Origin of the sequence: Streptomyces sp. NPDC058145, assembly GCF_042884245.1 — a bacterium.
Taxonomy (GTDB): Bacteria; Actinomycetota; Actinomycetes; order Streptomycetales; family Streptomycetaceae; genus Streptomyces.
On sequence record NZ_JBHVUH010000018.1, the window covers coordinates 86,004 to 112,756 of the forward strand.

16 protein-coding genes and 1 pseudogene are annotated in these 26,753 nt (G+C 69.4%); 4 read left to right on the forward strand and 13 right to left on the reverse strand.

Annotated elements, in window-relative coordinates; genetic code table 11:
* Positions 1-14: 14 nt before the first annotated feature.
* Positions 15-1,421 carry an RNA polymerase sigma factor RpoD/SigA gene (locus tag ACFVVO_RS33245; RefSeq protein WP_390059980.1) on the reverse strand — a complete coding sequence of 469 codons (1,407 nt, stop codon included), beginning with the start codon at positions 1,419-1,421 and terminating at the stop codon, positions 15-17.
* 297 nt (positions 1,422-1,718) lie between these two features.
* Here ACFVVO_RS33245 and ACFVVO_RS33250 point away from each other — a divergent pair, with 297 nt between their 5' ends.
* Genes ACFVVO_RS33250 through ACFVVO_RS33260 form a run of 3 tightly spaced genes read left to right on the forward strand, consistent with a single transcriptional unit; the run spans position 1,719 to position 6,961 of the window.
* Positions 1,719-3,545, forward strand: coding sequence for an AAA family ATPase (locus ACFVVO_RS33250; RefSeq protein WP_390059982.1), 1,827 nt, complete (start codon positions 1,719-1,721; stop codon positions 3,543-3,545).
* Positions 3,542-4,795, forward strand: coding sequence for an McrC family protein (locus ACFVVO_RS33255; RefSeq protein WP_390059984.1), 1,254 nt, complete (start codon positions 3,542-3,544; stop codon positions 4,793-4,795). Before ACFVVO_RS33250 ends, ACFVVO_RS33255 begins: the two co-directional genes overlap by 4 nt.
* 30 nt (positions 4,796-4,825) lie before the next feature.
* Positions 4,826-6,961: a UvrD-helicase domain-containing protein gene (locus tag ACFVVO_RS33260; RefSeq protein ID WP_390059985.1), complete on the forward strand. Its 2,136-nt coding sequence runs from the start codon at positions 4,826-4,828 to the stop codon at positions 6,959-6,961.
* A gap of 55 nt (positions 6,962-7,016) precedes the next feature.
* Here the strand turns inward: ACFVVO_RS33260 and ACFVVO_RS33265 are convergent, their stop codons facing one another.
* The 6 genes and pseudogenes from ACFVVO_RS33265 to ACFVVO_RS33290 all read right to left on the reverse strand — a co-directional run bounded on the left by ACFVVO_RS33265 (position 7,017) and on the right by ACFVVO_RS33290 (position 15,102).
* Complete coding sequence (locus tag ACFVVO_RS33265) at positions 7,017-8,669, reverse strand: N-6 DNA methylase (protein ID WP_390059986.1); 1,653 nt, start codon at positions 8,667-8,669, stop codon at positions 7,017-7,019.
* A 461-nt stretch (positions 8,670-9,130) separates the two neighbouring features.
* Positions 9,131-9,595 (reverse strand): DUF6308 family protein, encoded by a 465-nt coding sequence (locus ACFVVO_RS33270; RefSeq protein WP_390059988.1) that lies wholly within the window; start codon positions 9,593-9,595, stop codon positions 9,131-9,133.
* Positions 9,596-10,609: 1,014 nt separating this feature from the next.
* Complete coding sequence (locus ACFVVO_RS33275; RefSeq protein WP_390059989.1) at positions 10,610-12,949, reverse strand: tetratricopeptide repeat protein; 2,340 nt, start codon at positions 12,947-12,949, stop codon at positions 10,610-10,612.
* A 624-nt stretch (positions 12,950-13,573) separates the two neighbouring features.
* Positions 13,574-13,741, reverse strand: a complete 168-nt coding sequence (locus ACFVVO_RS33280; RefSeq protein WP_390059991.1) for a hypothetical protein — start codon at positions 13,739-13,741, stop codon at positions 13,574-13,576.
* Positions 13,742-13,874: 133 nt separating this feature from the next.
* Positions 13,875-14,653, reverse strand: a pseudogene (locus tag ACFVVO_RS33285) (BREX system Lon protease-like protein BrxL).
* Positions 14,536-15,102, reverse strand: a complete 567-nt coding sequence (locus ACFVVO_RS33290) for a BREX system Lon protease-like protein BrxL (RefSeq protein WP_390059993.1) — start codon at positions 15,100-15,102, stop codon at positions 14,536-14,538. Before ACFVVO_RS33290 ends, ACFVVO_RS33285 begins: the two are co-directional and overlap by 118 nt.
* 151 nt (positions 15,103-15,253) lie before the next feature.
* Between ACFVVO_RS33290 and ACFVVO_RS33295 the strand changes: the two genes are divergently transcribed.
* Positions 15,254-17,866 (forward strand): ADP-ribosylglycohydrolase family protein, encoded by a 2,613-nt coding sequence (locus tag ACFVVO_RS33295; RefSeq protein WP_390059995.1) that lies wholly within the window; start codon positions 15,254-15,256, stop codon positions 17,864-17,866.
* A 466-nt stretch (positions 17,867-18,332) separates the two neighbouring features.
* Here the strand turns inward: ACFVVO_RS33295 and ACFVVO_RS33300 are convergent, their stop codons facing one another.
* The 6 genes from ACFVVO_RS33300 to ACFVVO_RS33325 form a co-directional block, all read right to left on the reverse strand.
* Positions 18,333-18,611, reverse strand: a complete 279-nt coding sequence (locus ACFVVO_RS33300; RefSeq protein WP_390060074.1) for a DUF6093 family protein — start codon at positions 18,609-18,611, stop codon at positions 18,333-18,335.
* A gap of 136 nt (positions 18,612-18,747) precedes the next feature.
* Positions 18,748-19,869: a hypothetical protein gene (locus ACFVVO_RS33305; RefSeq protein WP_390059996.1), complete on the reverse strand. Its 1,122-nt coding sequence runs from the start codon at positions 19,867-19,869 to the stop codon at positions 18,748-18,750.
* 99 nt (positions 19,870-19,968) lie between these two features.
* Complete coding sequence (gene fxlM / locus ACFVVO_RS33310) at positions 19,969-22,050, reverse strand: methyltransferase, FxLD system (RefSeq protein ID WP_390059997.1); 2,082 nt, start codon at positions 22,048-22,050, stop codon at positions 19,969-19,971.
* Positions 22,051-22,073: 23 nt separating this feature from the next.
* Positions 22,074-23,348: a lanthionine synthetase LanC family protein gene (locus ACFVVO_RS33315; protein ID WP_390059999.1), complete on the reverse strand. Its 1,275-nt coding sequence runs from the start codon at positions 23,346-23,348 to the stop codon at positions 22,074-22,076.
* Positions 23,345-26,416, reverse strand: a complete 3,072-nt coding sequence (locus ACFVVO_RS33320; protein ID WP_390060000.1) for a lantibiotic dehydratase — start codon at positions 26,414-26,416, stop codon at positions 23,345-23,347. The genes ACFVVO_RS33315 and ACFVVO_RS33320 overlap by 4 nt, the downstream gene beginning before the upstream one ends.
* Before the next feature lie 86 nt (positions 26,417-26,502).
* A complete protein-coding gene (locus ACFVVO_RS33325; RefSeq protein ID WP_390060001.1) occupies positions 26,503-26,673 on the reverse strand; it encodes an FxLD family lanthipeptide in 171 nt (56 codons plus the stop codon).
* Positions 26,674-26,753: the final 80 nt, after the last annotated feature.

The following is a 26,753-nucleotide window of genomic DNA, read 5'->3' on the forward strand; positions in this document are numbered from 1 at the left end:
AGCGGGCGTGCGGTTCAGGAGCGTTGAGGTATGAGCCCCAGTTCGATCAGCCTGTCGCGGAACACCGGCTTGACCTTCTTCTCGATCTGCCGGATGCGCTCGCGGGTGACCCCGAAGACGGCGCCGAGCGCGTCCAGAGTGGCCGGCTCCGCACCGTCGAGACCTATGCGCCGTGCCAGGATGTGAGCTTCACGTTCCGGGAAGCAGTCGAGGACGTTGCGGACCCCCTCGACGAACTCCTTGCGGATCACCACGGCGCAGGGCCCCGGCAGTCGGCTCGGCCCGATGATCAGGTCACCGAGGGCCGCGTCGTCGCCGATGATCCGGTCCAGGGAGTCGGTGGGCCGGCTGATCTTGCGCACCTCTTCCACTTCGGCGAAGGTGAGACCCGTCGCATATGCAATGTTGTCGACGGTCCTGGGGCGCCCTTCGCTCATCAGCTTGCGCTCGGCCACGGCGACCTTGCTGACCTTCTCGTGCATGTACACGGGAATCCGGATGAGAGTGCCCTCGTCGGCGATGGCCCTGGTGATGGACTGCTTGATCCACCACGTCGCGTAGGTCGAGAACTTGTAGCCCTTGGTGGCGTCGAACTTACGGACCGCGCGCATCAGTCCAATGCTTCCGTGCTGGACGAGGTCCTCGATGTCCAGTCCGCGCCCCTGGTAGCCGTGCGCGATCTTCCACACGAGGCGCCGATTGTGCTGGACGAGGCATTCGTAGGCGCGCCACCGTTCGCCGGTCCGGGACAGCGCCTTGATCTCCTCCTCCGGGACGTCACGGCCGAGATGACCGGTGCCGTCCCGGAGGAGGACGGCGAGGCCCACTTCCTCCTCCGCCTTGAGCAACACCTTGTCCGGGTGCCGCCGCCACCGATCCGCCTCCAGTACGGCCCGCGCCGCGCGGACGGCGTCGGACTGGCTGTCGCCCGTGGCGGAAGCCACGGAGCGGGCGGTGACACGCTTCTTGCCGGTCGGCGGCTTCGGGGAAGCGGCGCTCACCGCGGGGACGGGCCGACCGGGGCGGGTGACCGGGAAGCCGGTGGTCAGCTCACGCGCTTCGGCGGGGCTGAGCCCGTGAAGTCGTACGACGCCGTCGTGGGCGAGCCTGCCGACCTTGCCGTCGGCGTCGGCGTAGCGGGCGAGCATCCGCCGTGCCTGAGTCAGGCGCCTGGCCGCTTCGCTGGGGACGGGCATGGGTTCGGTCACGGCACCGAGGTGCGCGCCCGATGCGCTCACGGGCACGCCCGAGTTCGAGACGCGACCTGCGGACCGTTCCCCGGCCGTCGTTCCGCAGGCCTTACGACGCAAGGGCTTCACCTGCAGCCCCACGGAGGCGAGCCCGTTGCGGAGCCCTTGTCGCTGCTCGTCGCTGGTGAGCCCGAGCCGGTCCGCCTCCAGGTCGAAGACCCGGTGACTCACGAGGCCCGAACGAGACGCTGAACGCCTCAACCTCTCGATGACCGACGGCAACTCCGCCTCGATTGTGCGCCGTCTGGCCTCAGCCGTCGGCTCCCCACCCATAGTGCCCCCACTTGAGCATTTGAGCGCCCGGGTTTCGGCGATGAGCCGGCCGGGCACATCACTCACTCTAGAATCAGCACGTTTACATCGTCAACAGGCTTGCGCGGTCTGTTTACCGCCAAGCGAAATCAATTGACGACGTCAACAGGTAAGGTGAGCGCGTCCGCGCAGGCCCGCCCCTCCGGAAGGTCGCCCATGCCGCAGTTCGTCCGGCTCCCCGGCACGCCCGAGTTCCGCATCAAGCTGCCCAAGGACGGCGGCGAGGCGCGCGGACACCTGCTCACCGAGTTCGGCGGCAACGGCACGCATAAGTTCCTTCTCCTGAAGGACTCGTCCGTAGTCGCCGAGGCGTGGCCGGGGCTCGGCGACCACGCACGCCGGACGCGTGCCGAGCTGCGCTCGGACGGCGGCTTCGCCGACGTCCCCGCCGACCCGGCCCGGCCCGAGGCACCGCCGCGCTGGGTGGCGACACGGGACATCGAGTGCAACTCCTCCTCGGCCGCCGCCGCGCTGGTGTACGGCTACGACGCCTCCGGGCCGGAGTCCTGGCGCACCGCCGAGGGGCATCCGCTCGCCGACTACCTGTCCACGGGCTGGCGCGCGCCACGCAAGGCATGGCTGGTGCGCGGCTCCAACGTATCTGGGCACAACCTGGTGCGGCAGCTGTGGCTGGAGGAGGGGTTCGTCTCGCTCGCAGGTTCGCATCTGCCGCCGCTGGAGGAGGCCGAGCCGACCAAGAGCACGCTGCGCCGGTTCGTCGAGGAGGGATACGAGGGGGCGGCCTCCTACAACCAGAAGCGGGGCCTAGTCGACGAAGTGCACGCCTTCCTCACTCAGATGCGCGTCGGCGACACGGTGGCCGCCATCGCCGACGGCCGGCTGCACGTCGGTCGGATCACCGGGGAGGCCGTCCAGACCGCCTCGCCGGGCGGGCTGTCCAACCTGCGCAGGACCGTCGCCTGGTCGCCGCGCGGTCACGCCTACGAGGAGCTGCCGGAGGAGGTGCAGCAGAAGCTCTCCGTCCAGCACGACGTCGTCGACCTGACCGGCGTCCTGGAGGCGCTCGACGGCCTCACCGGGCGCATGGAGGGCGCCGGCCCGGCGGTGGACGACGGCACCGGGGAGGACCTCACCGCGGAACGGCCGGCGCAGCGCGAACTGTCACTGCCGGACATCACCGGGGAACTCGCCGCCGACCTCCTCGTCCACGACCACTCCTGGCTACAGGAGATGCGCGAATTGCTCCTCGACGAGCGTCAGTTGGTGTTCTACGGGCCGCCTGGCACCGGCAAGACGTTCCTGGCGATGAAGTTGGCCGAGTACTTCGGCGGCGGACCGGAACAGGTCAAAATCGTGCAGTTCCATCCCTCCTACGCCTACGAGGACTTCTTCGAGGGGTTCCGGCCCGTGGAGGACCCCGAAACGCGGGAGGTTGCGTTCCGGCTGACGGCGGGCCCGCTGCGGGAACTCGCCGATCTCGCCTCCCGCGAGGGCAACCGGCACATCCCGCATTTCCTCATCATCGACGAGATCAACCGCGCAAACCTGGCGAAGGTCTTCGGCGAGCTGTACTTCCTCCTCGAGTACCGGACGAAGTCCGTGCGACTCACCTACTCCGGGGACGACTTCGCGCTGCCGCCCAACCTGTTCGTGATCGGTACGATGAACACCGCCGACCGGTCGATCGCCCTGGTCGACGCGGCGATGCGGCGCCGCTTCGCGTTCGTGGAGCTGTCCCCGCGCACCGAGCCGACCGCCGGGCTCCTCGCGCGCTGGCTGAGGCGCGAGGACAGGGATCCGGAGCCCGCCCAGCTTCTGGACGCGCTCAACGCCCGCATCGACGACGCTGACTTCGCTATCGGGCCGTCGTACCTGATGAAGCCGGGTGTGTACCGCGCCGGCGGCCTCGAGCGGACCTGGCGCACGAAAATCCTGCCACTGCTGGAGGAGCACCACTACGGCGAGGGCCTGGACGTCGCCGCCCGCTACGCCCTCGACGCGCTGCGCGAGCAGCTGCCGTGACCCCGCTCGAGGTGACGCTGCGCGAGTACGGGCCGGCCGTCTCCGTGCCGCTGGGCGCGGAGGCCGGGCGGGCCCTGGCCGCCTCCGACGTCCTGCGGAGCGCCACTCCCGACCCCGACCGCGGCGGGCAATGGCTGCTGCGTGCGGGCAGCCGCGTCGGCGCCCTGCGCACACCCGGCGGCCTGGTCGTGCGGATCATGCCCAAGACGCCCGTGGACCGGCTGTTCTTCCTCCTCGGGTTCAGCCTCGACCCGGCCCGCGCCTGGCGCGACAGCAGGGAGGGCACCGTCGACACCGGGACTTACGACGATGTCGTGCCCGCACTGGCGCACGCCGTGGAGCGCCAGGTGGACGCGGCGCTGCGGCAGGGTGTCCTCCAGGGATACCGGGAGGTGGAGGAGTCCGCGCTCGTCGTACGCGGGCGGCTGCGCGAGGCCGAGCAGATCCGGCGGCACTTCGGCCGGACGCCCCCCGCCGAGATCGCCTACGACGCGTACACCGCTGACACGGCCGAGAACCGCCTCCTGCGCGCCGCGGCAGAGCGGTTGCTGCGGCTGCCGGGCGTTCCCGGACCCGTCCGGCGCCGCCTCGCCCACCAGCGCATGCGTCTCGCCGACGCGGCGTCGCTGATACGCGGGCAGGAGCTGCCGCGCTGGCAGCCCTCGCGCCTGAACTCCCGCTACCAGACCGCGCTACGGCTCGCCGAGGCGGTCCTGCGCGGAACGTCGCCCGAACACCGGCCACCCGGATCCGTTCCGCTCGCCGTCGACGGGTTCCTGCTCGACATGAACCAGCTGTTCGAGGACTTCGTCACGGTGGCCCTGCGGGAGGCCCTCCGGGAGTACGGCCTGACCGCGCGGCTCCAGGCTCCCTACCACCTCGACACCGCGGGTCTCGTGCGTATCCGCCCCGATCTGGTCGTACGCACCGGTGACGGACGCGTTCCAGTGGCCGTCGTGGACGCCAAGTACAAGGTCGAGAAGGCCGCCGGCCTCCACAACGCCGACCTGTACCAGGCGCTCGCCTACGCCACCGTCCTCGGCCTGCGCGAGGCGCACCTGGTGTACGCGGCCGGGCGGCGGCCCGAACGCTTCCATGAGGTGCGGGGAACGACCGCGGGACCGGACGGACGCGGCACGCGTCTGTACCAGCACAGCCTCGACCTGTCCCGCGAACCGGGACAACTCCTGTCGGCCGTACGGCACATCGCCGGACGGCTGACCGGAGACCGTGCGAACCCGACATCATGAGACAACGTCCGGCAGAGAGGAAGACGCCCCATGCCCCGGCTCGCCTTCGCCCAGAGCTTCTGGGACGGCTACGACACTCTGGAGAAGCCAGTCCGAGCCGGGGTGCGCAAGGCCATGGCCAAGTTCCAGGCCATGAGCGCCGCCGAACTCAACGCGGACAAGGGACTGCACCTGGAGTCCGTCGAGAAGGCCCGTGACCCGCGGATGCGCACCATCCGTATCACCGACTTCTGGCGCGGCGTCGTCCTCGCTCCCGACGACGGCAGCGATGTGTTCCTCCTGGTCAACGTCTTGCCGCATGACGACGCCTACACCTGGGCGGCGAAACGCCTGTACAGCGCGAACACCGCCACCCGCGCCCTGGAGGTGCGCAACGCCGTCGCCCTGGACGAGCTGACACCGTTGTACGAGTCGGCCGCGCGCACGGCTCCCCTGTTGCTGTTCGCGGACGTCTCCGACGGCACGCTGCGCGAGCTCGGCATCGACGATCAGGTGCTGCGCGCCGCACGCTCCCTGGCGGACAAGGCCCAGCTTGAGGCGTTCTCGACGCTCCTGCCGGAGGACCAGCTGGAGGTGCTGCAGTACCTCGCCGAGGGCTTCCGCCCCGAAGAGGTCTACCGGGACGTCGTGGCCGTCCGCCGGCCCGCCGACGCGCCCGCCGAGCCGGTCGAGGACCTGGCCACGGTGATCGCCAACACCTCCGCACGTATCCGCCTGGTCACCGGGCCGCAGGAACTGGAAGAAATCCTGGAGAAGCCCTTCGAGGCCTGGCGGGTGTTCCTGCACCCCTCCCAGCGGCGCGTCGCCTACCGCACCTCCTACGGAGGCCCCGTCCAGGTCACCGGTGGACCCGGGACGGGTAAGACGGTGGCCGCCCTACACCGGGTCAAGCACCTGCTCGGCCGCTCCCAAGACGGCCGGATCCTGCTCACCACGTACACGAACGCGCTGGCCGCCGGACTGCGCGAGATGCTCGGTCTGCTCCTCGACGAGGACGAAGCACTTCTGGCCCGGGTCGACGTGACGACGGTGGACGCCTATGCGAACGGCGTCGTGCGCACGAAATCGGCGGCCGCGCCTAAACCGATCGGGGACCGGGAACAGCGGCAGTTGTGGGAGAAGGCCGTCAAGCAGCTCGATTTGCCGTTCACCGCCCAGTTCCTGGCCCAGGAGTACCGACATGTCGTTCTCGGTCAGAATCTTCGCGATCTCGACGCCTACCTCGGCGCGAGCCGCCGCGGTCGCAGCACAGGCCTCGGCCCGGCACGCCGCCGGGAGGTGTGGAACGGCGTGGAACGGTTCGAACAGTTCCTGCGCGACCGCGGCGAGACCACACACCTACGGATCTGCGCCCGCGCGGCGGCACTCCTCGCCGACGAGCCGGCTCCCTACGCCCATGTCGTCGTGGATGAGGCACAGGACCTGCATCCTGCGCAGTGGCGTGTGCTGCGCGCTGCCGTCTCCCCCGGCGCCGACGATCTGTTCATCACCGGCGACCCGCACCAACGGATCTACGACTCTCGAGTGTCGCTCGGCTCGCTCGGCATAGCCACGGCCGGCCGCAGCTTCCGGTTGCGGGTCAACTACCGCTCGACCGAGGAGATCCTCGCCTGGTCGGCACGACTCCTCGCGCCCGTCACTATCGACACCCTCGAGGGCGAGGGAACGGACTCGCTGGCCGGGTACCGCTCCCTGCTCCACGGACGCCGCCCTCAGGTACAGGGGTACGCGACCCGTCAGGAGGAGACCGAGGCCCTGGTGGACCGAATTCGGGTGTTGCTTTCCGAGGGCCTCGCACCGCGCGAGATCGGCGTGTGCGCACGCTTCAACCTGTCTTTGGACGCGGCCGAGGAGAAACTGAAGGCCGCCGGCATCCCTGTGCTGCGGGTCAAGGGGCAGGTATCGCAGGGCGCCGAGGGGATACGGCTGGCAACGATGCATGCGATGAAGGGGCTGGAGTTCCGAGCGGTGTCCGTACTCGGGATCAATGAGAGCACCGCTCCGTTCGCCCGTGAGATCACCCCACGCGAAGTGGACCCGCTGCAGCATGACGCCGACCTGCTCCGGGAACGCTGCCTGCTCTTCGTCGCCTGCACTCGCGCTCGCGAAGCCCTGAGCGTGACATGGAGCGGAACTCCGAGCCCGTTTCTGCCACGCGCTACCTGACCAGCTGCTCGACACAGACCAGCGCGGGCACCCACCGAGGTGCCCCGCGCCGTCCTCACTCCTCCGGCGTCAGAGCCCCCGTGGCAAGGCCGTCACGGGCGACGTCGGCGAGCTGCCGGCATAGCTCGTCAACCTTGCGCACGCCTTCCTCGAACTCGGACACGGCTCGGAAAGCAGATCCGTACCGACGCTGCTCGTCGATGCCCATGCGAGGGATACGCGAGCCTCTGCTGTCAAGGCGATGGGTGCCGCTCGCACTGGTGGACCGCCGGGCATTGACGGAGCTGCGCAAAAATCCCTGCAGATAGTCCGTGTCGAGCAACTCGCTGGCCGAGACGGGTTCAGCACCGTCGTACGCGACGAGCCCGGCACGGGCAAGATCAGCAACACTTGTGGTGGCGCCGCCCAGTGAGCCCGGTCCGCCCCCCGGCGCAAGCTCGGGCAGGAGGGCGGCGAGTCGACGGATGTGGCCCTCCAAGTCCTTGCGCAGGGCGGTGTAATCACCGGGGTAGTCGCGGTGCTGGGAGCGGAGATGGCTGCCGGGAGTCAGGTCGACAATGTCGTCGAGGAGCTCGATCAGCGGCACATCGGTGACCTGGTCGGGGCGTGGTTCCAGGCTCCCGTCGGGGCTGTTGTCGGTCAGGTCAACCATGCGCACGGCGTGGTTGGTATCCGCGCCTCCCGTGTTCTCTGGACGTCGCAAACACCAAAGATGGATGGGCAGAGCGTGAGAGGGCGCCGTCCCTGGTGGCAGGGCGATCACTTGGCGCACGATGCCCCGGCGCACGAGTTCGGCACGGATGCGGCGGCCGGCCTTGCGGTAGGCGACCGAGGCGGGCATGACCATGAGGACGTGGCCGCCGGGCTCGGTGTGCGCATAGGCATGCTGCAGCCACGCGAGCTCTCCTTCGGCTTTGGACGGGGTACCGAGTTCCCAGCGGGAGTCGAGCAGCAGCTCCTCCCGTCCCCACTCGGTCACACCGGCTGGTGGGTCACAGACGACCAAATCCGCCTTCAGGTCCGGCCATTCGTCTGCACGTAGGGAATCACCGGCCACTATCCGCACGCCTGCTCGGCTTAGCAGGTCGGCGCGTAGCTGTGCATAACGTGCACTGTCGAGATCCATCTCCTGGCCGAAGCAGCGCGTCTTCGGTGCAGCGACGGACAGGAGCAGCACTCCGATTCCACAGGCCGGATCGAAGACTGTGGCGTTGGCCGGCAACTCAGGAGCAAAGTGGCACACAGCACGGACCACACGCTCGGGAGTTACCTGGTCCGATCCCGCGCGCCGTGCGGAGTCCATGAAACGTTCAGTCAGTCCATTCACGAGGTCGACGGGCGCTTCACTCTCGGCGAGCACGCGAACGCGGGTGGCGACGTCCTCCGGCAGTCCCGGTTCACGTTTTCCGGCCAGCACTCCGGCCACCTCTGCCAAGCCAGCAACCATCTGTTCCCCATAGGCGGCCCGCATCGCCTGCCACAACTCGACCTCGGGCGACACCTCCTGGCCCTTGCGCTGCTTGTCCAGCCATTCCTGGACCTCGGCGAGCGCATAGAGCGGACTATTCGCAGCGCCTCCCGCGGGCGCGGGAAAGTCGTCGTAGCGCCGACGCCAATTAGAGACGGCGGCCCGAGTGACTCCGGCCAACCGAGCGATCTCGGCACCAGTAACCAGCGGGGCGACCGATGAAGCTCCGTTGTCCGTCATACCCCCAGCGTACACGGACCCTCACACCCATTCCATGAATGAATACGTTGGCAACATACACACACTTTCCCCTTACCAGGTGTGTACTTGTTTACTTCTCAACCAGTGCGTACGCGGACTCGGCTCACGCTGGTGGGCTGCAGCCGTACCGTTAGACGGCACACCGCGAGCACAGACGGCTTAGCCGCCGAGGGCGACGCCGCCCACCGCCCCTCCCTCGCCCTCCCACCCGACGAGCGACGCCTGGGGCTGTCGGGCCCTCCTCGCCTGCTACCTGCGAGCAGCCGCTCCACCCACCGGTGAAACCTCCGGCATGCGGATGCGCCGCCTACAAGTTGGAAGGCTCCCCGGCTGCGCAGGCAGATGTCGGAAGAGTTATTCGCCGAAGCGGGCCTCGCCCGGCGAACGATGCCAGGCGGCAGCGACTCACGGACACGCCTCGCTCCAGTGCCCCGAACTGGTCAGGGTGTCGTTGACCCAGGCGAGTCGGCGCCCAGATTCCAGGCCACAACATCGAGGATCCGCAGCAGCGACACGTCGTTGGGAGCCTGCGCTGCCAGGGCCTTCCACTGCTCGGGCTGCTCCTCGAGGTCTTGGGCCATGCATGCGCCGAGAGTCGTGAAGAAGAGGGCCTCCGGGCGTCCCGGCGTGGGATGCAGCGGATAGTTGGCGCGCGTGCTGTAGTAGCAAGCCTTGACCCGCTGGTCGAAGAGCGGGACGAAAAGCGGGCGCTTGCGGTGGAGGACCTTGGTCAACTTCGTCAGTCCGATGCCGGGCACTCTTGCCGGAGCGTCCAAGACGCCGATCAGGCTCTCAAGCAGGGGACCATGGCGACCACAGGCGACTGCGGTCTGCAGCGTCAGGTCCTGACGTATGGCGGCCAGCCCGGCCTCCAGCGCCGGCCGCACAGCCTGCAGTGAGTACACAGCAGCCATCGTGGGGCCGGCGTTGAGGAGAGCGGAGCGAGGAAGTCACCATCGTTCAACTCGTCCGGCCCGCTGCCTGTGGCCATACGGTCGTATGCCGGGTAAGCGAACGGCTTACCCCCCTGGGCGGCCGCGGCGGCTCTGTTCGCCGATTCATCGAAGTAGGAGCGAACCCACCGCGCCGCTACCCCGACCTCCACGCTCCGCCCGCCAACACGCACCTTCGGGTCTCTCAACGCCGCCCCCTGGCCACCGGGACCACTGCTCTCGCGCGGGTGAGCCACGCCTTCTCCGCATATTGCATGCGTCCAGTGTGCTGACGCCCGTCGCTTGTCAGCCTGCACTCGCCAGAGACCCGCTGATCACGGCGGCGGGAAACGATCTTGATGCGCACGGGAAATGACCTTCAGCGGTGTGGCCTCATGGCTGGCCGCCCCTGATCCGCGAGACCAAGTCCGGCAACCATGCCCGCTCCTCGAAGGCCGCGCGCTCAAGCGCGCCAGCGACGTGGGCCGCAACCGCGATCGGCAGTTCGCCGAGAGCACCGGGCTCGACCACCGCAGCTGGACCGCCCAGCCCGCCTCTGGCCGACTACCCGAAGACGCCCCGCCGGGCCTGGATCGACCTCGCTGAAGCCTTCCCCGCCCTCCCCCTTGTGCCCGAGGACCGCGAACCCATCGCCGAAGCCGTCGCCACCTTCCTCCACACCGGCCCCGCCTTCAACGGCGCCCGCTGCCGCCGCCACTCCCTGTCCACCAACCCCACCGCCCCGACACGCCCTCGGACCACGCGCCGGGGCTCTTCTGACCTCGCCCGTCCCCGTACCATGTGCGGATAGCCGTCTACCGCGAACGTCTACAGGGCGGAGCCCTCTGGCCTGCACCTTCCGGGCGGCCGAGAGGCGATGCCCCGGCAGGTGCCGGACCGCTCATCGGTAGGGCGAGTGGCACCAGGCCCCATAACGCTTGTCCGACACCACGGCGCAGCTCCCGCACGCGGTACCGGAGCAGCTCATCATCGAGGGCGGCGAAGCATTGCGGCGATGTGCCGCATGTCCTTCACCGGCGCCTCGATCCGGGAGTCGCCTATGTCCTGCCGGAGGTCCTGCAAACGCATCCGCATGCGGCGGGCTTGCTCCGTCTCCCCTAGTTCATCCAACAGCGCACCCGCCAAAGTCAGAGCCGAGACGAGTTGTTCTCTGTGCTCTGCCGGGTTGTCAGCCGCGACACGCTCGTAGACGCTCACGGCGTGCTCGGCCTCTCTGAGGGCTGCTCGGGGGCGCTGCTCGGCCTTTAGGTAGGTACCGAGGTCGTGGTGGAGGTGGCCGAGCCAGGGAAGCAGGGGATGCGAGGGCTCTTTCTCGACCGGACTGAGCAGGTCGATGGCGTACTTCGACAGCTGCACAGCCTCGGGGGTCCTGCCCAAGTTGTGCAAGGCGGAGGATCTGCGGGCGTCTAGGACCGCACGGTCGTAAGGGCGGCCGGATACCAACTCGCCCGCCTCGGTGAACGTTGCCATCGCGTCAACGTGAGCACCGTGCCTCGCCTGAAGGCTCCCGAGCTCGCCCAGAAAGCCAGCGAGTTCTTCCTGAGGTGCGTCAGCATGCCCCCTCACAGCTGTGACGCGCAGTTTGGCACCTTCGACAGCGGCCGCAAGGTCGGCGGCGTCGACGGCATAGGCGACCAGTTTGTGCAGGACCTGCATGAAGAGGCTGTATCGGGCGGGTGCGTCAACCAGCCACTGGCGGTACACGATGCCTGCTGCCCGGCCAGCGCACTCCTCAGCCTTCCGACGTTCGCCAAGGGCGCTGTGGAGATCTGCCAGGATGCACAACGCTTGGGCCAGCTCAATGTCTCGGTGCGGGGGCAGTGGGGCATGGTGGTCATACAAGCGGACGGCGTCGAGCGCGAGTCCGACTGCGTCCACCAGGCGCCCTTGAAGGCCAGTGCTCTCGGCGAGGGCGGTGAGCGGGCGCGCGCGGTCGAGACTGTCACTGGCGTACAGGTCCAAGGCACTGGCTGCCGCTTCCGCGGCATGTTCCGGACGGTCGAGGGTCAGGTGGAGTTCAGCGGTAGCTCTCAGCGCGTCGGCTTCCTCGACCGCCGCCAGGCCCTCCTCGTCCCGCCCCAGCGCCCCCAGATCGATGGCGAGATCGTTCAGGCTGGCGGCGAGGTCGGGCACGAAGGCGTCGGGACGCAATGCGGCCAGCCGGCGGTAGGCGGTGACCGCTTCCTCTGCGGCGGCCAGGCCCTCCTCGCGCCGCCCCAGCGCCCCCAGATCGATGGCGAGGTTGTACAGGCTCCTGGCGAGGTCGGCCAGGAAGGCATCGGGACGCGCCACGGCCAGCTCCCGGCGGATGGTGACGGCTTCCTCGATGGCCGCCAGGCCCTCCTCGCGCCGCCCCACCTTTCCCAGCCGGAGGGAGAGGTTGTTCAGGCTCATGCCGAGGTGTGGCAGGAAAGCGTCGGGACGCGCCGCGGCCAGCCGGCGATAGGCGGAGACCGCTTCCTCACCGGCGGCCAGGCCCTCCTCGTCCCGCCCCATCTCTCCCAGCCGGACGGAGAGGATGTTCAGGTTGTAGGGGAGGTAGGGCAGGAAGTCGTCGGGACGCGTCGCGGCCAGCCAGCGGTAGGCGGTAACGGCTTCCTCGACCGCGGCCAGGGCCTCCTCGTCCCGACCCTGCTCCTCCAGATCGATGGCGAGATTGTCCAGGGTGGCGGCGAAGTCCTGGTAGGCGGTGACGGCTTCCTCGATCGCTGTCAGGCCCTCCTCGTTTCGCCCCAGCGCCCCCAGCCACTGCGAGAGGTCGTTCAGGCTGGTGGCGAGGTCGGGTAGGAAGGCGTCGGGACGTTCCGCGGCTAGCTCCCGCCGGATGGTGACGGCTTCCTCGATGGCGGCCAGGGCCTCATCGGGCCGACCAAAAAGCTCCCACAGATCGCCGGCGAGGTGGTGCAGGCTGCCGGCGAGGCCGGGCAGGAAGTCGTCGGGACGCGTCGCGGCCAGCTCCCGGTAGCAGGTGACGGCTTCCTCGACGGCGGATAGGGCCTCCTCGCGCCGTCCCAGCTCCCACAGCCACTTGGCGAGGTTGTTCAGGCTCTGGGCGAGGTCGGGTAGGAAGGCGTCGGGACGTTCCGCGGCCAGTCGACGGTAGGCGGTGACGACTTCCTCGACGGCGGAAAGGGCCTCCTCGCGCGGCCCCAGCTCCCCCAGCCGGGCGGCGAGTTCCAGCCTCCTGGCGAGGTCGGACAGAAGGTCGGGACGCTGCGTGCCCAGTTCCCGGTAGGCGGTGATGGCGTCTGCCATGGCGGCCGCGTGATCCTCGCGCCGCCCCAAAGACCCCTGCTCAATCTCCATGCCGACATCCCCTCCAGAGAGAACTGCACAGTAAGGACCATCACCCCGCCCACACCACATCCACTTCATAACCCAAACCGCCGGGTTCGGTAGAGATCTCAGATCGTAGTTGTGATTTGTGGTTTTCTGGCTGCGAGGTACGAGGTGGTCTCGTACCCGGCGGGCGGGATGTGGCCTCCTGGCCTACCAATGGTTTTGCCGTCTAAGCAACCTGATGTGAAATCAACCAATTCGACTGCACGCCCGGAAGTCGGGATGTGGCCTATATCACCGTGGAGGTAGAGTCGGCCTGGAGCACAGTGCCGGACGTTTCCACCAGGCCGCTCGCCGAACCCTCCGTGCGCCTCACGACGTAACGGGCTCTTCACAAGCCCCTGGTGGGTACTGGGGTTCACCTCATCCGACTGATGGCCAGGGCGCGGGGATAGCCGTTCCCCGGGAGCGGTAGCGCATCGCGCGCACCTTCCAGGGTCGAACAGTTCCCGTTCCTGGCCGTGCGGCCACCACCGTCCGCCGCAGTGGCGGCGGCGGAGGTCCTTCCAACGCCCACGAGTGACTCTCACAGTGCCGTCGCCATTGGTCAGCTCGTCGAGAACGCCGAGCGCCGCCGCAGGCTCATGGCAGTTAAGCCTCTGGTGCTTCCCGGTGGGTACGGTTCAGGGTGAGGCGGATCCGCGCCAGGGCCTCGACGATTGCCGCGGCGTCCTCGTCGTCGGGGCCGTAGACCACGCACATGTCGGCGTGGAGCGGTTCGAGCATCCGCCGGGACTCGACGTATGGCGCCCTTGGCATGGGCCACGATCGGCTTCTCGCTCGCTGGTGTGTTTACTGGTTCGGGTGCTGTCGGTACTTGGGCTACGACTCGCGAGCGGTGTGGCGGGGGCCTTGGCCGGGGTGCGGAGTGAGGCTGCTGAAAACCAAGCAGCTACACATCAATCACTGGCCCTCGCGGATGTAGGTCACCCCGAACGCCTTGACCTGGCGGTATTCCTGGAGCCTGGTAGTACGCCGGGTATTTATCCTCCTCCAGAGTCGAGACCGTGTGCCAGGTTCCGCTCCTGTCCAGGTACCCGAACTTGACGTCGGCCATCGTCGAGTCGATCCGCAGGATCTGGTCCTTGACGCGCTTGCGCCCCTCGATCGCGAACCGCAGGATCTCCTCGACCTCCTCGGGTGCTGCCTCCCGATGCGGGAAAAGGATCTTCATCAGTCCAGAGAACGTTTTGTGGATCCTGTCGCGGTCACGCGTCGAGATGTCCGACGAGAGCGAGAAGTGCTGCTGGTAGCGGTCCGAGTAGTCCTGGGAGCGCATCGACGTGAGCACTTCGGCGATGTAGTCGACGACGAACCGTAGCCGTCCGAGAACATTTCCCCGCGGATGGTGTCGACCTCCCACCCTGGGATGTAGCAGTGCAGCCGGTCGAGGTAAGCGGAGTCGTGGTAGCTCTCAGGCAGCTCGTCGAACAGGTCGGAGCGCTTGAGCATGTACGGCACGGTGTGCGAGGTGTTGCCGACGAATACCATCGACGCCTCAGCACCGAGCGTCTCAACGCCGCGGGAGAACGACTTGTTCGCCATGTAGTTCTTCATGATGTCGACGAGCGCCCTGTCGGTGCGCTTCTTCTTGCCGGCGAACTCGTCGAATGCGACAACAGCCCAGTAGCCGACCAGGCCGATGCGCCCGTTGGCGTTGTTGACGAACAGCTTCGGCACGGTGACCTCGCCACCGGAGATGAGCATGCCGTGGGGGGGGAGAACTCCGAGAAGATGTGGGACTTGCCGGTGCCCTTGGGGCCAAGCTCGACGAGGTTGTAGTTTCGCTCGACGAACGGGATAGCCGCACGAGGCCTGCGTGGCGGCGGCGGGCTTGGCGGCGGTGCACTTGCGGGCCGGGCGCGGCTTGGGCTTGTCGGCGGCCGCGGAGTCGACCTTGCGGCGGCGGATCCGCTTGGCGGCGAGCTCGTCGGCCGGGGCCTGCGGTGCGGGCGCGGGCTCATCGGCGGCGGCCTGCGGCTCGGGCTGGTCGTCGTTGCCAACGTCGGCTGCGGCCGCGGCCTGGATGGTCGCCTCGGTGTCGGGCTCCCAGGGGCGTTGTCGGCGATTGCCTCGGCAAGTACTTCATATTGTCTCATTGACGATAAGTGAGGTGTCATGCCAAGCTGACTCAGCCTCAAACTTTCGCTGCGAAAGCCCCTTCTGCCTCTCGTCGCGACTGCTCCGCCCAGGCTGCTTGCGCCTGGGATCGCTGCCCGCACGTCACCGCTCGGCTCGCCTGTGCGCGCCGCCGCACCTTATGGAGACTCCATGGCCCAAGCCCGTACGCCGCAGTTTGCCTTGGACGCGCGGGGCACTGACCGGGCCGCCGGCGTGCTGCTCGGCGCGGCCGTGGGCGACGCATTGGGCGTGCCCTACGAGTTCCAGACGCGGCTGCGCGAGGACCAGCAGCCGCGGATGATCGGCGGCGGCCTGGGACCGTACGAGCCCGGCGAGTACTCCGACGACACCCAGATGCAGGTGTGTATCGCCCAGGTCGCGGCCACCGGGGCGGACCTGCGCACCCCGGAGGCCCTTGACGCGATCGCCGCCAACTTCCAGGGCTGGCTGAGCGGCGGCGCCAGTGATGTCGGCTCGCAGACCCGCACCGTCCTGGGCACCGCCGGCCGAGCCGGCGGAGCGCCGGGCGCGGCGCTGCTGGATGCCGCCCGCAGCTTCACCGCCGGCACCGATCGCGCCGCCGGGAACGGCTCGCTGATGCGCACCGGGATCGTCGCCCTGACCCACCTGGGCGACGTCGCGGCGATGGCCGAGGCCGCCATCGCCGTCAGTGAGCTCACCCACCCGGATCCGGACTGCGCCGAGGCCTGCGTGCTGTGGTGCTCCGGCATCCGCACCGCGGTGCTTGAGGGCACGTTCGACGGCGTGCGCGCCGGTTTGGACCTGATTCCCGCGGAGCGCCGGGCGATGTGGGCCGAGCGGCTCGATGAGGCGGAGGACAAGGCGCCGCACCACTTCGGCAACAACGGCTGGGTCGTTCACGCGCTCCAGGCCGCCTGGTCGGCGATCACCCGCACCGCCGTGCCCGAGTTGAGCCCTGCCGAGGGCAGCTTCCCCGCCCAGCACCTGCGCCTTGCCTTGGAGGCGGCGGTGCGGGCCGGGACGGATACCGACACCGTCGCGGCGATCGCGGGCGCCCTGCTCGGCGCGCGGTGGGGCTGCTCCGGCATCCCGCTGGCCTGGCAGCAGGCCGTCCACGGCTGGCCCGGCCTCAGCGCAGCCGACCTGGTCCGCCTCGCGGTGCTCACCGCCCGCGGCGGGATCGATGACGCCCAGGGCTGGCCCTCGGCGCCGCGCATGGCCGTCGGTAACCACCGCAGCTTCGCCATACCTCACCCGCACGACCCCGGGGTGATTCTGGGCAACCTGGCCCTGACCCAGGCTGGTGAGCCGGTCCCCGTCGACGCCGTGGTCTCGCTGTGCCGGGTCGGTACGGACCCGATCCTGCCCGGTGCTGACGTCGAGCACGTCCGGGTCTGGCTGGTGGACAGCCAGGGAGAAAACGCCAACCTCCACTACGTTTTGGACCAGGCCGCCCGCCAGGTGCAGCGGCTGCGTCAGGAGGACAAGCGGGTCCTGCTCCACTGTTTTGCCGGGCAGAGCCGCACCCCGGCCGTCGCCGCGATCTACAGCCACATGGCGACCGGCGCCGACCCCAATACAGCGCTGAAGGACCTGCGCCGGGCGCTGACCGGCGGCTGGCATCTCGAGGCGCACCCCGAGATGTATGACGCGGTGTATGAACTGGAGCAGCTGCTGGAGGAGCCGGGGCCGGGCGACGATGCCGAGCAGAAGCAGCGCAGGCAATTCCTGAAGGAGAAGGGGGCGGCGTCCCGGGCGCGCGGGATGCTGCTCGGCCTGGCGCTGGGCGACACGTTGGGCGCTGCCCGGGGCAAGCTGCCGGCCGACGGCCCGCTGCAGGCCCGGGTCAGCACCCAGTTGGCCTGCTTCACCGCCGAGGGAACGATCCGCGCGTTCGTGCGCGGCGACCACAAGGGCATCTGCCATCCCCCATCGGTGGTGTGGCACGCCTACTGCCGGTGGGCTGCCCTGCAGGGGATCGAGGCGCGGCGCTGGGCATGGGAAAACAACACGCCGGACGGCTGGCTCGCCCAGGTGCCCGTGCTGGCCGAACGGCGTGGTTCCGCACCGGCAACCGTGGCCGCCCTGTCCAAGATCGAGCAGGGCACCATGGACAGGCCGACGACGACCAGCCGCGGCTGCCATGCACTCACCCGCACCCTCCCACTCGCCGTAGCCGTCGCCGGAAGGGACCCGGGGTACTGGGTCCGACAGGCCCGCGAGATCGCCGCGCTCACCCACGGCGACAGAGCCGCGCAGTCCGCAGCAGCCCACGCGACCGCGCTCCTGAGCCACTGCCTTACCGGCGAACGGGTCCAGGACGCCTTGCAGGCGGGGCTGTCCGCCCTGCCTTCCCTCGACGAGGACCTCACTGACACCGAGCACAGCCAACTCACGGCAGCACTCCGTCAGGGCCAGGACCATCCCGCGGACGCCCGACGGCTCGCACGGCTCGCTCCGGACGCCACCGCGCCGTCGGCACTCCTCGGCGGCCTGCATGTCGCCGCTTCCTTCCCCGACCGCGCCGACCTCGGTGCCGCACTGCGCTTCGCCGCCGAGGCGCCCGACGGCGACTCGGTCGCCTGCGTGACCGGTGCGCTGCTCGGAGCGGTGCACGGCGCCGAGGCGCTGCCCGTCAACCTGGTGAGCCGCCATGAACTGGCCTGGGTCCTCGACACCCTGGCTTGCGACCTCGTCGCCCAGCTCACCGACCGGCCGGGCGGCACCGAGTACACCAGCGGCTGGGACCGGCACTGGTGGAACCGCTACCCCGGCTGGTGACCCGCCGGCTCCTGTCTCGAGGGCGTCGACCGCGTCACCGGCTCCCCGCTCGTCGATCTCGGTGACCGGCGTGGCGAAAGTGTGCGCGCCGGTGTTGTCCGCCTCCAGGGCGGTGAAGCCCGGGACGGGGCGACAGGGCGGGCAGCGGGTCCTCCCTTTACTGCCGACTGGCGGAGCTGGAGACGAAGCGGGCCGTCGTCCGCGAGCGTGGTGGCGCCGCCCCCACGCTCCGTACAGGGGCACGGCGTGGTCGCCGTCGGTGGCCGTGCGGCCTGGCTGTCGGGGATCCGGTCTCTTCCAGCAGTTGCTCTCTTACCAGATCACGTCCGAGCCGGACGGTGACAAGCACGAGGCACCCGCGTGAGCCGCCCCGGCGCCGCCTCCGCGCGCCCCGCCGCAGCGGCCGCCCCCACCGCCGCGGACCTCCCCGTCCCGCTACCGCCGTCCCGAGGTGATGACGTGTCGCTCACCCGCTCCCACAGACGCGCCACGTCCGGCCGATGGCCGACTCATCTTCGGCCTCTACGACGGCCACGGTGTCCTCGCGCGAGGCGGCCGGCGCCGACAGCGGAGTAAACAGTCGGTAGGGGGACGGGGTGTCGTCCACGTAGGCCTGGCCGGCGGGATGCAGGACGGCGGAAGGACCGCCGGTGGGGAAGATCGCCCCCGGGCCTTCGTAGATGGTGACGGGCGGACCGGGCTCGTGCCCCCATGTGCGGATTGAAGACCGGCTCGCCAGGCCGATAGATGCAGATCTTGTTGGTGAGGATCTTCTTCTCGACGATCGCGCTGACGGCCCCCAGAGTCAGCCTTTCAGTAGGCACGCTCATGTGTTCGAAGCTAGCCGCGACCGCCGACAGCCCGGAATCTACGCGCGGGACTCACCGGGTAGGTGCGTTCGACGTCGCTGTGGCGGCAGAGGAACTGGTGAGCACTACTTCGCTGCGATCGAGAGCCGATGAGAGGTCGCCCGACAGTTCGTCTGGGAGAACTCCTGCTCCCAGGCCGCAGGACCGGATCAGGTCGCGGCACGCCTGTGCCTCGCGTTCGGTGGCGAGCGCAGGCAACAGCGCGTGCGACACCACCTCGCGGGCGGCGTACCCGTTGCGTGCTTCCCTGATGCGTCGCATCAGATCCTCAAAGAGTCGCCTGGCTCCGGGGTGCTCGGGCCCGACCGCGTCCAGGACCGTGAGGCCGAGCCGAGTATCGAAGACGGTCAGGCCCGGTTCGGCTTCACGGCTGAGGTAGGTGTCCACCAGCTCGGTCCCGATGCCGTCATGGCAGTGGCCTGCGTCGCGGCGAGACAGCACCGTCAGGCACGCGGTGACCGCCTGTTCCCAGGGCTCGCCGGGAGTTGTGTCGGCGAGCAACGCCGCCGCTTGCTCCCTGCCGCCTCCCGTGAGGGCTGCTACGACGGCAACTTGCCGCCCGTCGAGCATCCTTGTGCCCACGCCCCGGTGCTGCTCGATGTGAGCCAAGGCTTCACGCCAGCGGCCCGTCGTGGTCAGCGTGCGTGTGCCGTCAGCGAGCAACACACGCCACAGCCACGCGTGGACTTCCCTCCGATCCTCGGGGGACGCGGCCAAGTTGGCTGGCACGGTGATGCCTTCGAAGACAGCAGGGCTACCGGTGCCGACGGACTCGTACAGGTCGAGAAGCCGCTGGCGCCCGTCGTCGGTCTGGCCGGCGCGGATCTGCAAGCGGGCGAGGTTGACCAAGGGTTCCAGCCCCCGGATGGCGGTCAGGGCAGCCAGCGGACAGGCGCGAAGGTACGCGTGGGCGTGTCGGTGGCACATTGACCGGGCCAGGTCGGGAAGACCGAGGTCGGATGCGAGAAGCGCCGCTTGGTTGAAGACGGTGGAGGACAGCCCTTGGTCATTCTGTTCCGCCGCTCTGTCTGCCAGCTCCGCCAAGGCCCGCACTCGAGCGGGCAGCGGCGGGCAGGCGGGCCGGAACCGGGCGACGAGAGGAAAACGCCTTGCTATCGGGCCGTGCGGGTCCATGTGTCCCCCTGGGACGACGGGTAGGGGCTGGAGCAAGGAGAAGCGGCGGTGCCCGTCGGCCGCGCAACGGGCACCGCCGCCGTCATGTCCCCGCTGATGTCACCGCCAGTCGACGACGATGCGGTTCAGCGGGGTTACGAGAGTGAAGAGGCCGGGGCTCTGCTCGATCGCCGGGGCGTCCAGGGGCTGGATCTCGAACGTGGCCTCCCGGTCGCGGTACTCACGGTCCCAGGCGCGGATCGTGTCGGCGACCCGGGCGGTCAGCTCGTCACTGCCGGGGCCGTGTCCGATGACGCCGAACTCCCAGAGCTTGCCGCCTTCGGGGGTCTTCTGGTCCGACAGTCGGCGGGCGAGGTACGTGACGGCGCCCTTGTCCACGGCCGCGGTAGACGACGGGTAGGGGTCGTCCGTGAGGAGGGCCCCCTTGGCGTCCTTCGGGAACAGCATCCGGATCAGCCCGCTGCGCAGCGAGCAGGAGACGAACAGCTCCATCCACTCCGGCGACTCCATCGCGCGGACCATCATCCCGGTCCACTCCTCGGAGCGCGGCTGCTCCAGCACGCCGACCAGGGCCTCGGCGTCGATGGGCTGCCCTGCGGGAGCCTGGAGCCGTACGGAGCCGTCCGTGCTGAGCGGGATGACGCGGCGGTCGTCGTCGGCGATGCCGCGCCGCAGCGGCATGAAGGTGTTCATCGTGCTGCTGACACTGGTCCAGCGGCCTTCGCGCTGCTCGTAGGCGATGGAGCGGGACACGCTGCCCTTGAGTCGCTGGGGAACGACGAGCCTCCCGCCGGGCGCGAGTTGCTGCATCCAGGCGTGCGGGACGCCGTGCGCGCCGACCGTGGCGATGATCCGATCGTACGGTGCTCCTTCGGCATGGCCGAGGGCTCCGTCTCGGGTCAGCGCCTCCACGTTGGTGAATCCGGCTGCGGCCAAGTGCTCGCGGGCACCTTCCACCAAGTCGTCATCGACGTCGATGGTCGTGACGTGGCCGCTCTCGCCGACGAGGTAGGCGAGCAGGGCGGCGTTGTAGCCGGTGCCAGCGCCGAGTTCGAGGATGCGTTCGCCGGGCTGGGCGTCCAGTTGGTCCAGCATGAGCGCGACGACTCCGGGTTGTGAGGCACACGAGATCGACGTGCCGTCGCTGTCGTACTTGATGTTGACCGGCACGTTGGCGTAGGCGTCTTCGAGCGCGGCGTCGGGCACGAACAGGTGGCGCGGGACGGTGCGCAGGGCAGTCTCGACCGCGGGCGTGCGGGCGTACCCGGACTCGCGGATCTTGTCGACCAGGGCGTTGCGGAGCTGCGTTGCGTCGGCCTCGGAGGTGGTCATCGTGTCGGTATTCACCAGCTTGACGCTAGTGGTTTCGGGCGTGCCCTCGTTGGACGACGCAGTGTTGTCACTCGATCCCATGACTGCCTTTCGTGCGATGTTGAACAGGGCGCTTTGGTCGTCCGAGGGGAGACCTGCGCGGTTGGCGTGGAAGATCACGTGGTGGGCGATGACCGCTCGGAGGCCGCGCGTTAGCTCACCGCCGGCAGCGAGCTGGCCGAGCGTCGCTCCAGCCCTCTCGAAGGCGGCAACCCAATCCGTATGTCCGTCGAGCGGGCCGGTCGGACGGCACAGGCTGCGCGTGTCAACAGTCATCAGCTTCTGTATCGCCAGGACCAAGGCGGCGGCCCGCTCCGGGGCAAGGGCTTGGGTCGCCGGTCGGAACGCAGCGGCCTTCACCCACACGTCCCCTTGCTCGAACCAGTCCAGGTTGGCGGCCCGCATCAAGGCACTGAGCAGAAGGACAGCCGTCTCCCTGCGTCCCAGCCGTCCGGGCCCGGGGTGGTAGGTGAGCAGATGATGACTGTCCATGTGGAACAAGTCGTGGGCGGCGTCCATGGCCTTCGCCCCGCCGAAGGCAGTGGTCTCCGGCTCGTAGATGCCAGGCGTCCACGACTGGGCCGTGCCGTCCCGGACGAGGTCGCTCAGCAGCGCCTCGATCAACGGGGACGGCGTGGCTGCGCGGTATCGCAGCGGCCAGGGATGCTTGTTCATGAACCACCAGCCGGTGAGCTGCCCGTCTTCCTCGGCCGCGAGTAGTGCGGGACCGAGGCGTTCGGTTATGGCTCGCTTGCCGGTCGTGCGGTCGGTAAAGGTGACGTGGTGCTGATGCCAGCGGTACGGGGGCATGACGGGATCCTTCGATCGGCGGATCAGGCGATGAGCAGGCAGGAGTCCCAGGCTGAGGCGGGTGGAGCGGTGGTGGCAGGGGCCAGAAGCGCCAACGCCATACCGGCAGCACCGTTCAGGAATCCGGGTCCGGCTTCCTCGTCCTGAGTGACCGCCCTGGCCGCGTCTTCCGGGACGGTGCCGGGCGGGCAGACTGCGCTCAGCAGTGGTGGGACCGCCGCGCGGAGCCGTCCAGCCGTCGACGGGTGGGCGTCGGTGGCGGTCCGGGCCGCTACGTGTGCGAGGCCGGCGAAGCCGTGGCACAGCCCGTTGTCCGTCGTGGCCTTGAGCTGGGCGACATCTGTGAGCGCGGCCAAGGCCGCGACTTCCGCCTCGATCTGGCGGTCGGCGTAGCCGAGTGCGAGGGCGGCGAGTTGCTGCGCTCGGGCCACACCGGCTGTGCCGTAGCACCAGGAAGGGCGCCTGGGCGCTGATGGGGCGAGGTGGCCGCTGCGCAGTTCCTCGCGGGTGACCCAGTACGGCCAGGCGAGGCCGGGGCCGGTCTTCTCCCGCCAACGGTCCAGCCAGGCCAGGATCGTGTGGAGGGCTTCACGGTGCCCGCCGACGATGATGCCGCGTCGCGCGGCGAGGGCCAGCAGCGCGAGGACGCCGCCGACGCCGTGAGCCGTGCCGCTGTTGGCGTGACCGCCGGGAAAGCGGTCGTCGGGTCGGCCGGATGGTCCGGTCAGCGTCCACCAGCCCGGCAGGACTTCGTCCTCGTGGGTGATCGGCTCGGTGAGCCGTACGCAGTAGTCGAGGATGGCACGGACGTTGGCCCCGGCCGGGTCGTGGCGGAGGAAGTAGGCCCCGTAGCCGACCAGGCCCCGGATCGTGTCGAACTCGGCGAGATCCGGCAGGCGTCCCGCGTCGGCGCGGCGGCTCGCGGCGGCCAGGCGGCGGCGAACGTCGGCGGACATCTGGTGGTCCAGGGAGTCCCGGGCACGTTGGTAGGCGCCCGGCAGGTGTTCTACGGCGCAGGCCAAGGCGTGGGCGAGGGCGGGCGCGCCGTAGAAGGGGTGGCTGTCGGGTCCGCTGGTGAACGGCTGCCGTGCAGCAGCGGTGAGCCAGGCATGAGCGCGTTTCCACGAGCCCGTGCCGGCGGCGGCTCGCTCGATGTGCAGCAGGGCGATGCCGGTGGGTCCGTACGCGAGTTGCTGGCGGTGCGAGGACGCAGGGTTCCATCCCGGGGGCGTCGTAACGGGGTCGGCGAGCAGTTCGGCGACGGCGTCCACCGTCTTGACCGCGAGGGTGTGAGTCATCGCGCCCTCCGCGACAACCAGGCCAGGGCGGCGGCGCGCGTGAGGTAGAGGCAGACCTCTTCCTCGGGGAAGTCGACCGCGACGTGCCGGACGAAGTGGACGTGCAGCAGTGAGGAGAGGACGTCGTCCAGGACGATGCCTTCGGTGTCAGGGCCGGGAAGATGCAGCCGGTAGGCGGCGACTGCTGCGTCCCGGTCGGCCCACGCCTCCATGACGGCCTGTCCACCGGGCACGTTGCGCAGGGCCGACCAGCCGTCGGACGGATCGGCCAGCCGTACGGCTTCGGTGAACTGCGGACGCGGCACCGCAACGGGGGCAACCGGCGGGATGTGGTCGACCAGCCAGCGCATCGCGGCCTCGGTGCTGCCGACGAACGCCGTGGCGATGGAGATCGTGTGCGCGGCCACCAGCGCACGTTGTTGCGGACGCTGGAGCTGGCGGAGCTGACTGACGACGGCGCGCGAGTCCGCCCGGAACACCTCCTCGGCGGCGCTCCAGGCCGCGCCCGAGCCCCAACGGCCCATCTCACGGTACGAGATGGGGTAGCGCATGTCCGATAGCAGACCGGCAGTGCGCAGTTCCTCAGCCCAGGTGCCGATCGTGCGGGCGGTCTCGGCGAAGGCTTCGGGGCCGGGCAGCGCGATGCGCACTCGCAGGTGATGATCCGGGTCGCGGAAGCGGATGAACCACCACGGCGGCCCGCCGAGTCGATCCAGCAGGTTCGGGAGATGCTGGGAGAGCAGGGCATCCTGACGGCGCAGGTCTCCGTACAGGGTGGCCAGCAGCAGAGACGAGACGCCCGGTGTCTGGATCTGCTCTGGGGAGAAGGTGCGGGAGCGGACGGGGGTGGGCAAGGACGGCCACCCCGGTGATCGCGTCGCCTTGAGTGGCAAGACGACCTCATGCGCCCGGCCGTCGCACCACCCGTACGCGTCGGCGTCCGGGGCTTCGACGAGGACGGCCGTGCTGACGCGGTTCAGATGCTGGCGCAGCAGCGTTCGATGTCCGGCTTGGCGGAGGTCGAGGTGCAGGCGCCGGTCGTCCTCGGCGAGGTCGATCCGCTGAGGCATCCGTCTCCGTGCCCGCAGGTCTTCGAGTGCGGTGTCCCACTGCGCCTGGGGGCGGGCGCGGCCGGGCAGCTCCGTCGCTTCCATCCGCCACCGTGCCGGGGCGAGCACCGTGCGCCCGTAGCGCAATCTGGGCAGGAACGGCATGGCTTTCGCGGCGCCCCAGTCGAACAGGGTGACCTGCGCGCATTGGGCGCGCGACAGCTCGGTGAGGAACCGGACCAGGGGCGGGGTGTGCTCCTTGAGGTTCAGCGCATGCATTCCCACGGCCTCGATCCGCTGCCCACGCTCGGGTACAGCCAGGTACATGCGGCGCCCATCGCAGGCCACTGCCAGGTCTTCGGGCGTGATCACATCGCCGCTGGCGGCCCCGTGCTCGTGAACGCTGATCACGGTGGACAGGACCTGCGGGGCCCGGGTGACATGGGCGCTCGTGGGCAGCAGCGGCGGGAAGGACAACTGGGCGGGGATGGTGCCGGCGTCCGCGGTCGGAAGGTCGGCCAGTTCCGCTGACAGCCGCTCGCGGGCGTCGGGAGCCAGCACGCTGAGGAACCGGCCCGTGCTGACACCGACGCCACGTGACACGCTCGCGACTTCCAGCCGGAAGTGCCCGCGGTCCAGGTCCTCGGTGCTGGCGGCGTACACATGGACACTGACTTCAAGGTGCGGCGGCACCCTCGGGCGCTTGGGCCCCAGGTCCATGGCGGCTACCAGCTCGTCGGTAAGCACGACCTCGTCGCGGCCGTCGAGGACGGCGGTCTGCGCCAGCCGTACCAAGGTGTCGTCCCGTACGGACAGGCGGGAGCGGCGGCCGTCGTCTTGGGTGCCCGGATAGCCGTCGGGGAAGCCGGTGCCGCTGTCGGCGACGACTTCGTTGAGCGGCACCATCGTGCCGATGCCGTACTTCTCGTAGAACCGGCGCTGGTACGCCTTCCACGACGCCGTCCCGTACGGATGGGCGCTGACTCGGGTCAGAACTGTGGCGGCACGCGCGATCTCGTGGGCGACCTCTTCGGGAAGCGAGACCTCTGCGTCCAGGCGTAAGTCGAGAGCCAGGGGGTGGCGGCGTAGCTCCGGAACTTGAGCCCGCATGCGCGTAGCGGCTCGGGTCCGGCCGCTGCGCGAGGCGCAATCACTCAGGTCGTCACGGACGGCGTGCAGTTCACGAACTACGGCGGCGATCGGTGCCACACCGTCCGCCCCCGCCGTGTGAAGTTGGCCCAGTAGGTATCCCAGCGCGTCCGTTTCGGTGCTCGGTGCGTGCAGGCTGGTGATCAGCACCTCGTTCCGGATCAGCTCCCGTACAAGGCGGTGAGCCTTCGCCGGTCCCGCCGCTGGGAACTCGGCAGTCAGCTTGTCCACGAGGAGCCCGACGCGGATGGGCTCTCGGGCAGCGCACAGGACCAGCTTCACCGGGTCGGTCAGGGACAGGGACGCCTCGACCGCGCGCCTACGGCCGCCTTGGCGGTCGGACTTGTACGGCACGATGAGTCGATCACCACGGTTCGCCGTGGTGTTGTTGACGACCACCGCCAGGCGCTCCAGCAGCTCGGGGCACGCCTCCAGCCGCTCGATGACGACAGTCAGCCACTCCGCACTCGCCCGGCCGACGGCTGTGTGTTCCGCACCCCACTTCGCGCGTGCCCGTGTCCCGATCGACGCCGAGGCAACGCCGGCGAACAGGCCGAACGGCGTCGCCCGGTGTTCCGCGCGCAGGACGTAGCGGGCCACCGAAGCGACCGCACGCCGCACGTCACGCTCGGCCGGGTTGCTGGCCGAGCACAGCGCGCGTACCTGCGAGGCGAGAGCCGGGCTGGCGTGATCCAGGGCTTCGGCAACGTCTTCTTCGGACCACACCTGGCGCAGCCACGCGAGGCGGGCAGCCGCGCTCCACGGGGACAAGTCATCGAGGTCGGGGCACGGGGATACGGGAAGTTCCGGCCGAGCGACCGCACGGAGGATAGCGGTCTTCCCGGCGCGGAACTCGGTGCTCAAAGCCATCACGACCTCCGTGGTCCAGGCGGGCGGCCGGTGCTTTCGCTCGGTGAGGTGCGAAGGCACCGGCCTGGGATGACGTGCGTGTCAGGTCAGGCGACGTTGGTGGTGCAGGCGCCGCAGGTCGAGCCGCAGCCGTCGTCCGTCAGGCTGATCAGTCCGGCGGTGTCGGAGACCTCGACCAGGGTGACGTCCAGGTCGAAGCCGTCCGACGTCGCGCCCTGCGGCTGGGCCTGCGTGCTGGGTGTGATCTGGGGACTCATGCGAACTCCCGTGTCTACAAGTGGATTTGCGGATGGTGGTTCTGCCAGGCACCTACGTGCGGAGCGTGTGAAGACCACAG

Excerpts from the sequence above, each read along its gene's own strand:
- ACFVVO_RS33315 (WP_390059999.1), bottom strand. The coding sequence starts at position 23,348 with ATGACTCACACCCTCGCGGTCAAGACGGTGGACGCCGTCGCCGAACTG.
- ACFVVO_RS33250 (WP_390059982.1), top strand. The coding sequence starts at position 1,719 with ATGCCGCAGTTCGTCCGGCTCCCCGGCACGCCCGAGTTCCGCATCAAG.
- fxlM (WP_390059997.1), bottom strand. The coding sequence starts at position 22,050 with ATGCCCCCGTACCGCTGGCATCAGCACCACGTCACCTTTACCGACCGC.
- ACFVVO_RS33290 (WP_390059993.1), bottom strand. The coding sequence starts at position 15,102 with ATGACACCTCACTTATCGTCAATGAGACAATATGAAGTACTTGCCGAG.
- ACFVVO_RS33320 (WP_390060000.1), bottom strand. The coding sequence starts at position 26,416 with ATGGCTTTGAGCACCGAGTTCCGCGCCGGGAAGACCGCTATCCTCCGT.
- ACFVVO_RS33295 (WP_390059995.1), top strand. The coding sequence starts at position 15,254 with ATGGCCCAAGCCCGTACGCCGCAGTTTGCCTTGGACGCGCGGGGCACT.
- ACFVVO_RS33325 (WP_390060001.1), bottom strand. The coding sequence starts at position 26,673 with ATGAGTCCCCAGATCACACCCAGCACGCAGGCCCAGCCGCAGGGCGCG.
- ACFVVO_RS33275 (WP_390059989.1), bottom strand. The coding sequence starts at position 12,949 with ATGGAGATTGAGCAGGGGTCTTTGGGGCGGCGCGAGGATCACGCGGCC.
- ACFVVO_RS33265 (WP_390059986.1), bottom strand. The coding sequence starts at position 8,669 with ATGACGGACAACGGAGCTTCATCGGTCGCCCCGCTGGTTACTGGTGCC.
- ACFVVO_RS33260 (WP_390059985.1), top strand. The coding sequence starts at position 4,826 with ATGCCCCGGCTCGCCTTCGCCCAGAGCTTCTGGGACGGCTACGACACT.
- ACFVVO_RS33280 (WP_390059991.1), bottom strand. The coding sequence starts at position 13,741 with ATGCCAAGGGCGCCATACGTCGAGTCCCGGCGGATGCTCGAACCGCTC.
- ACFVVO_RS33305 (WP_390059996.1), bottom strand. The coding sequence starts at position 19,869 with ATGGACCCGCACGGCCCGATAGCAAGGCGTTTTCCTCTCGTCGCCCGG.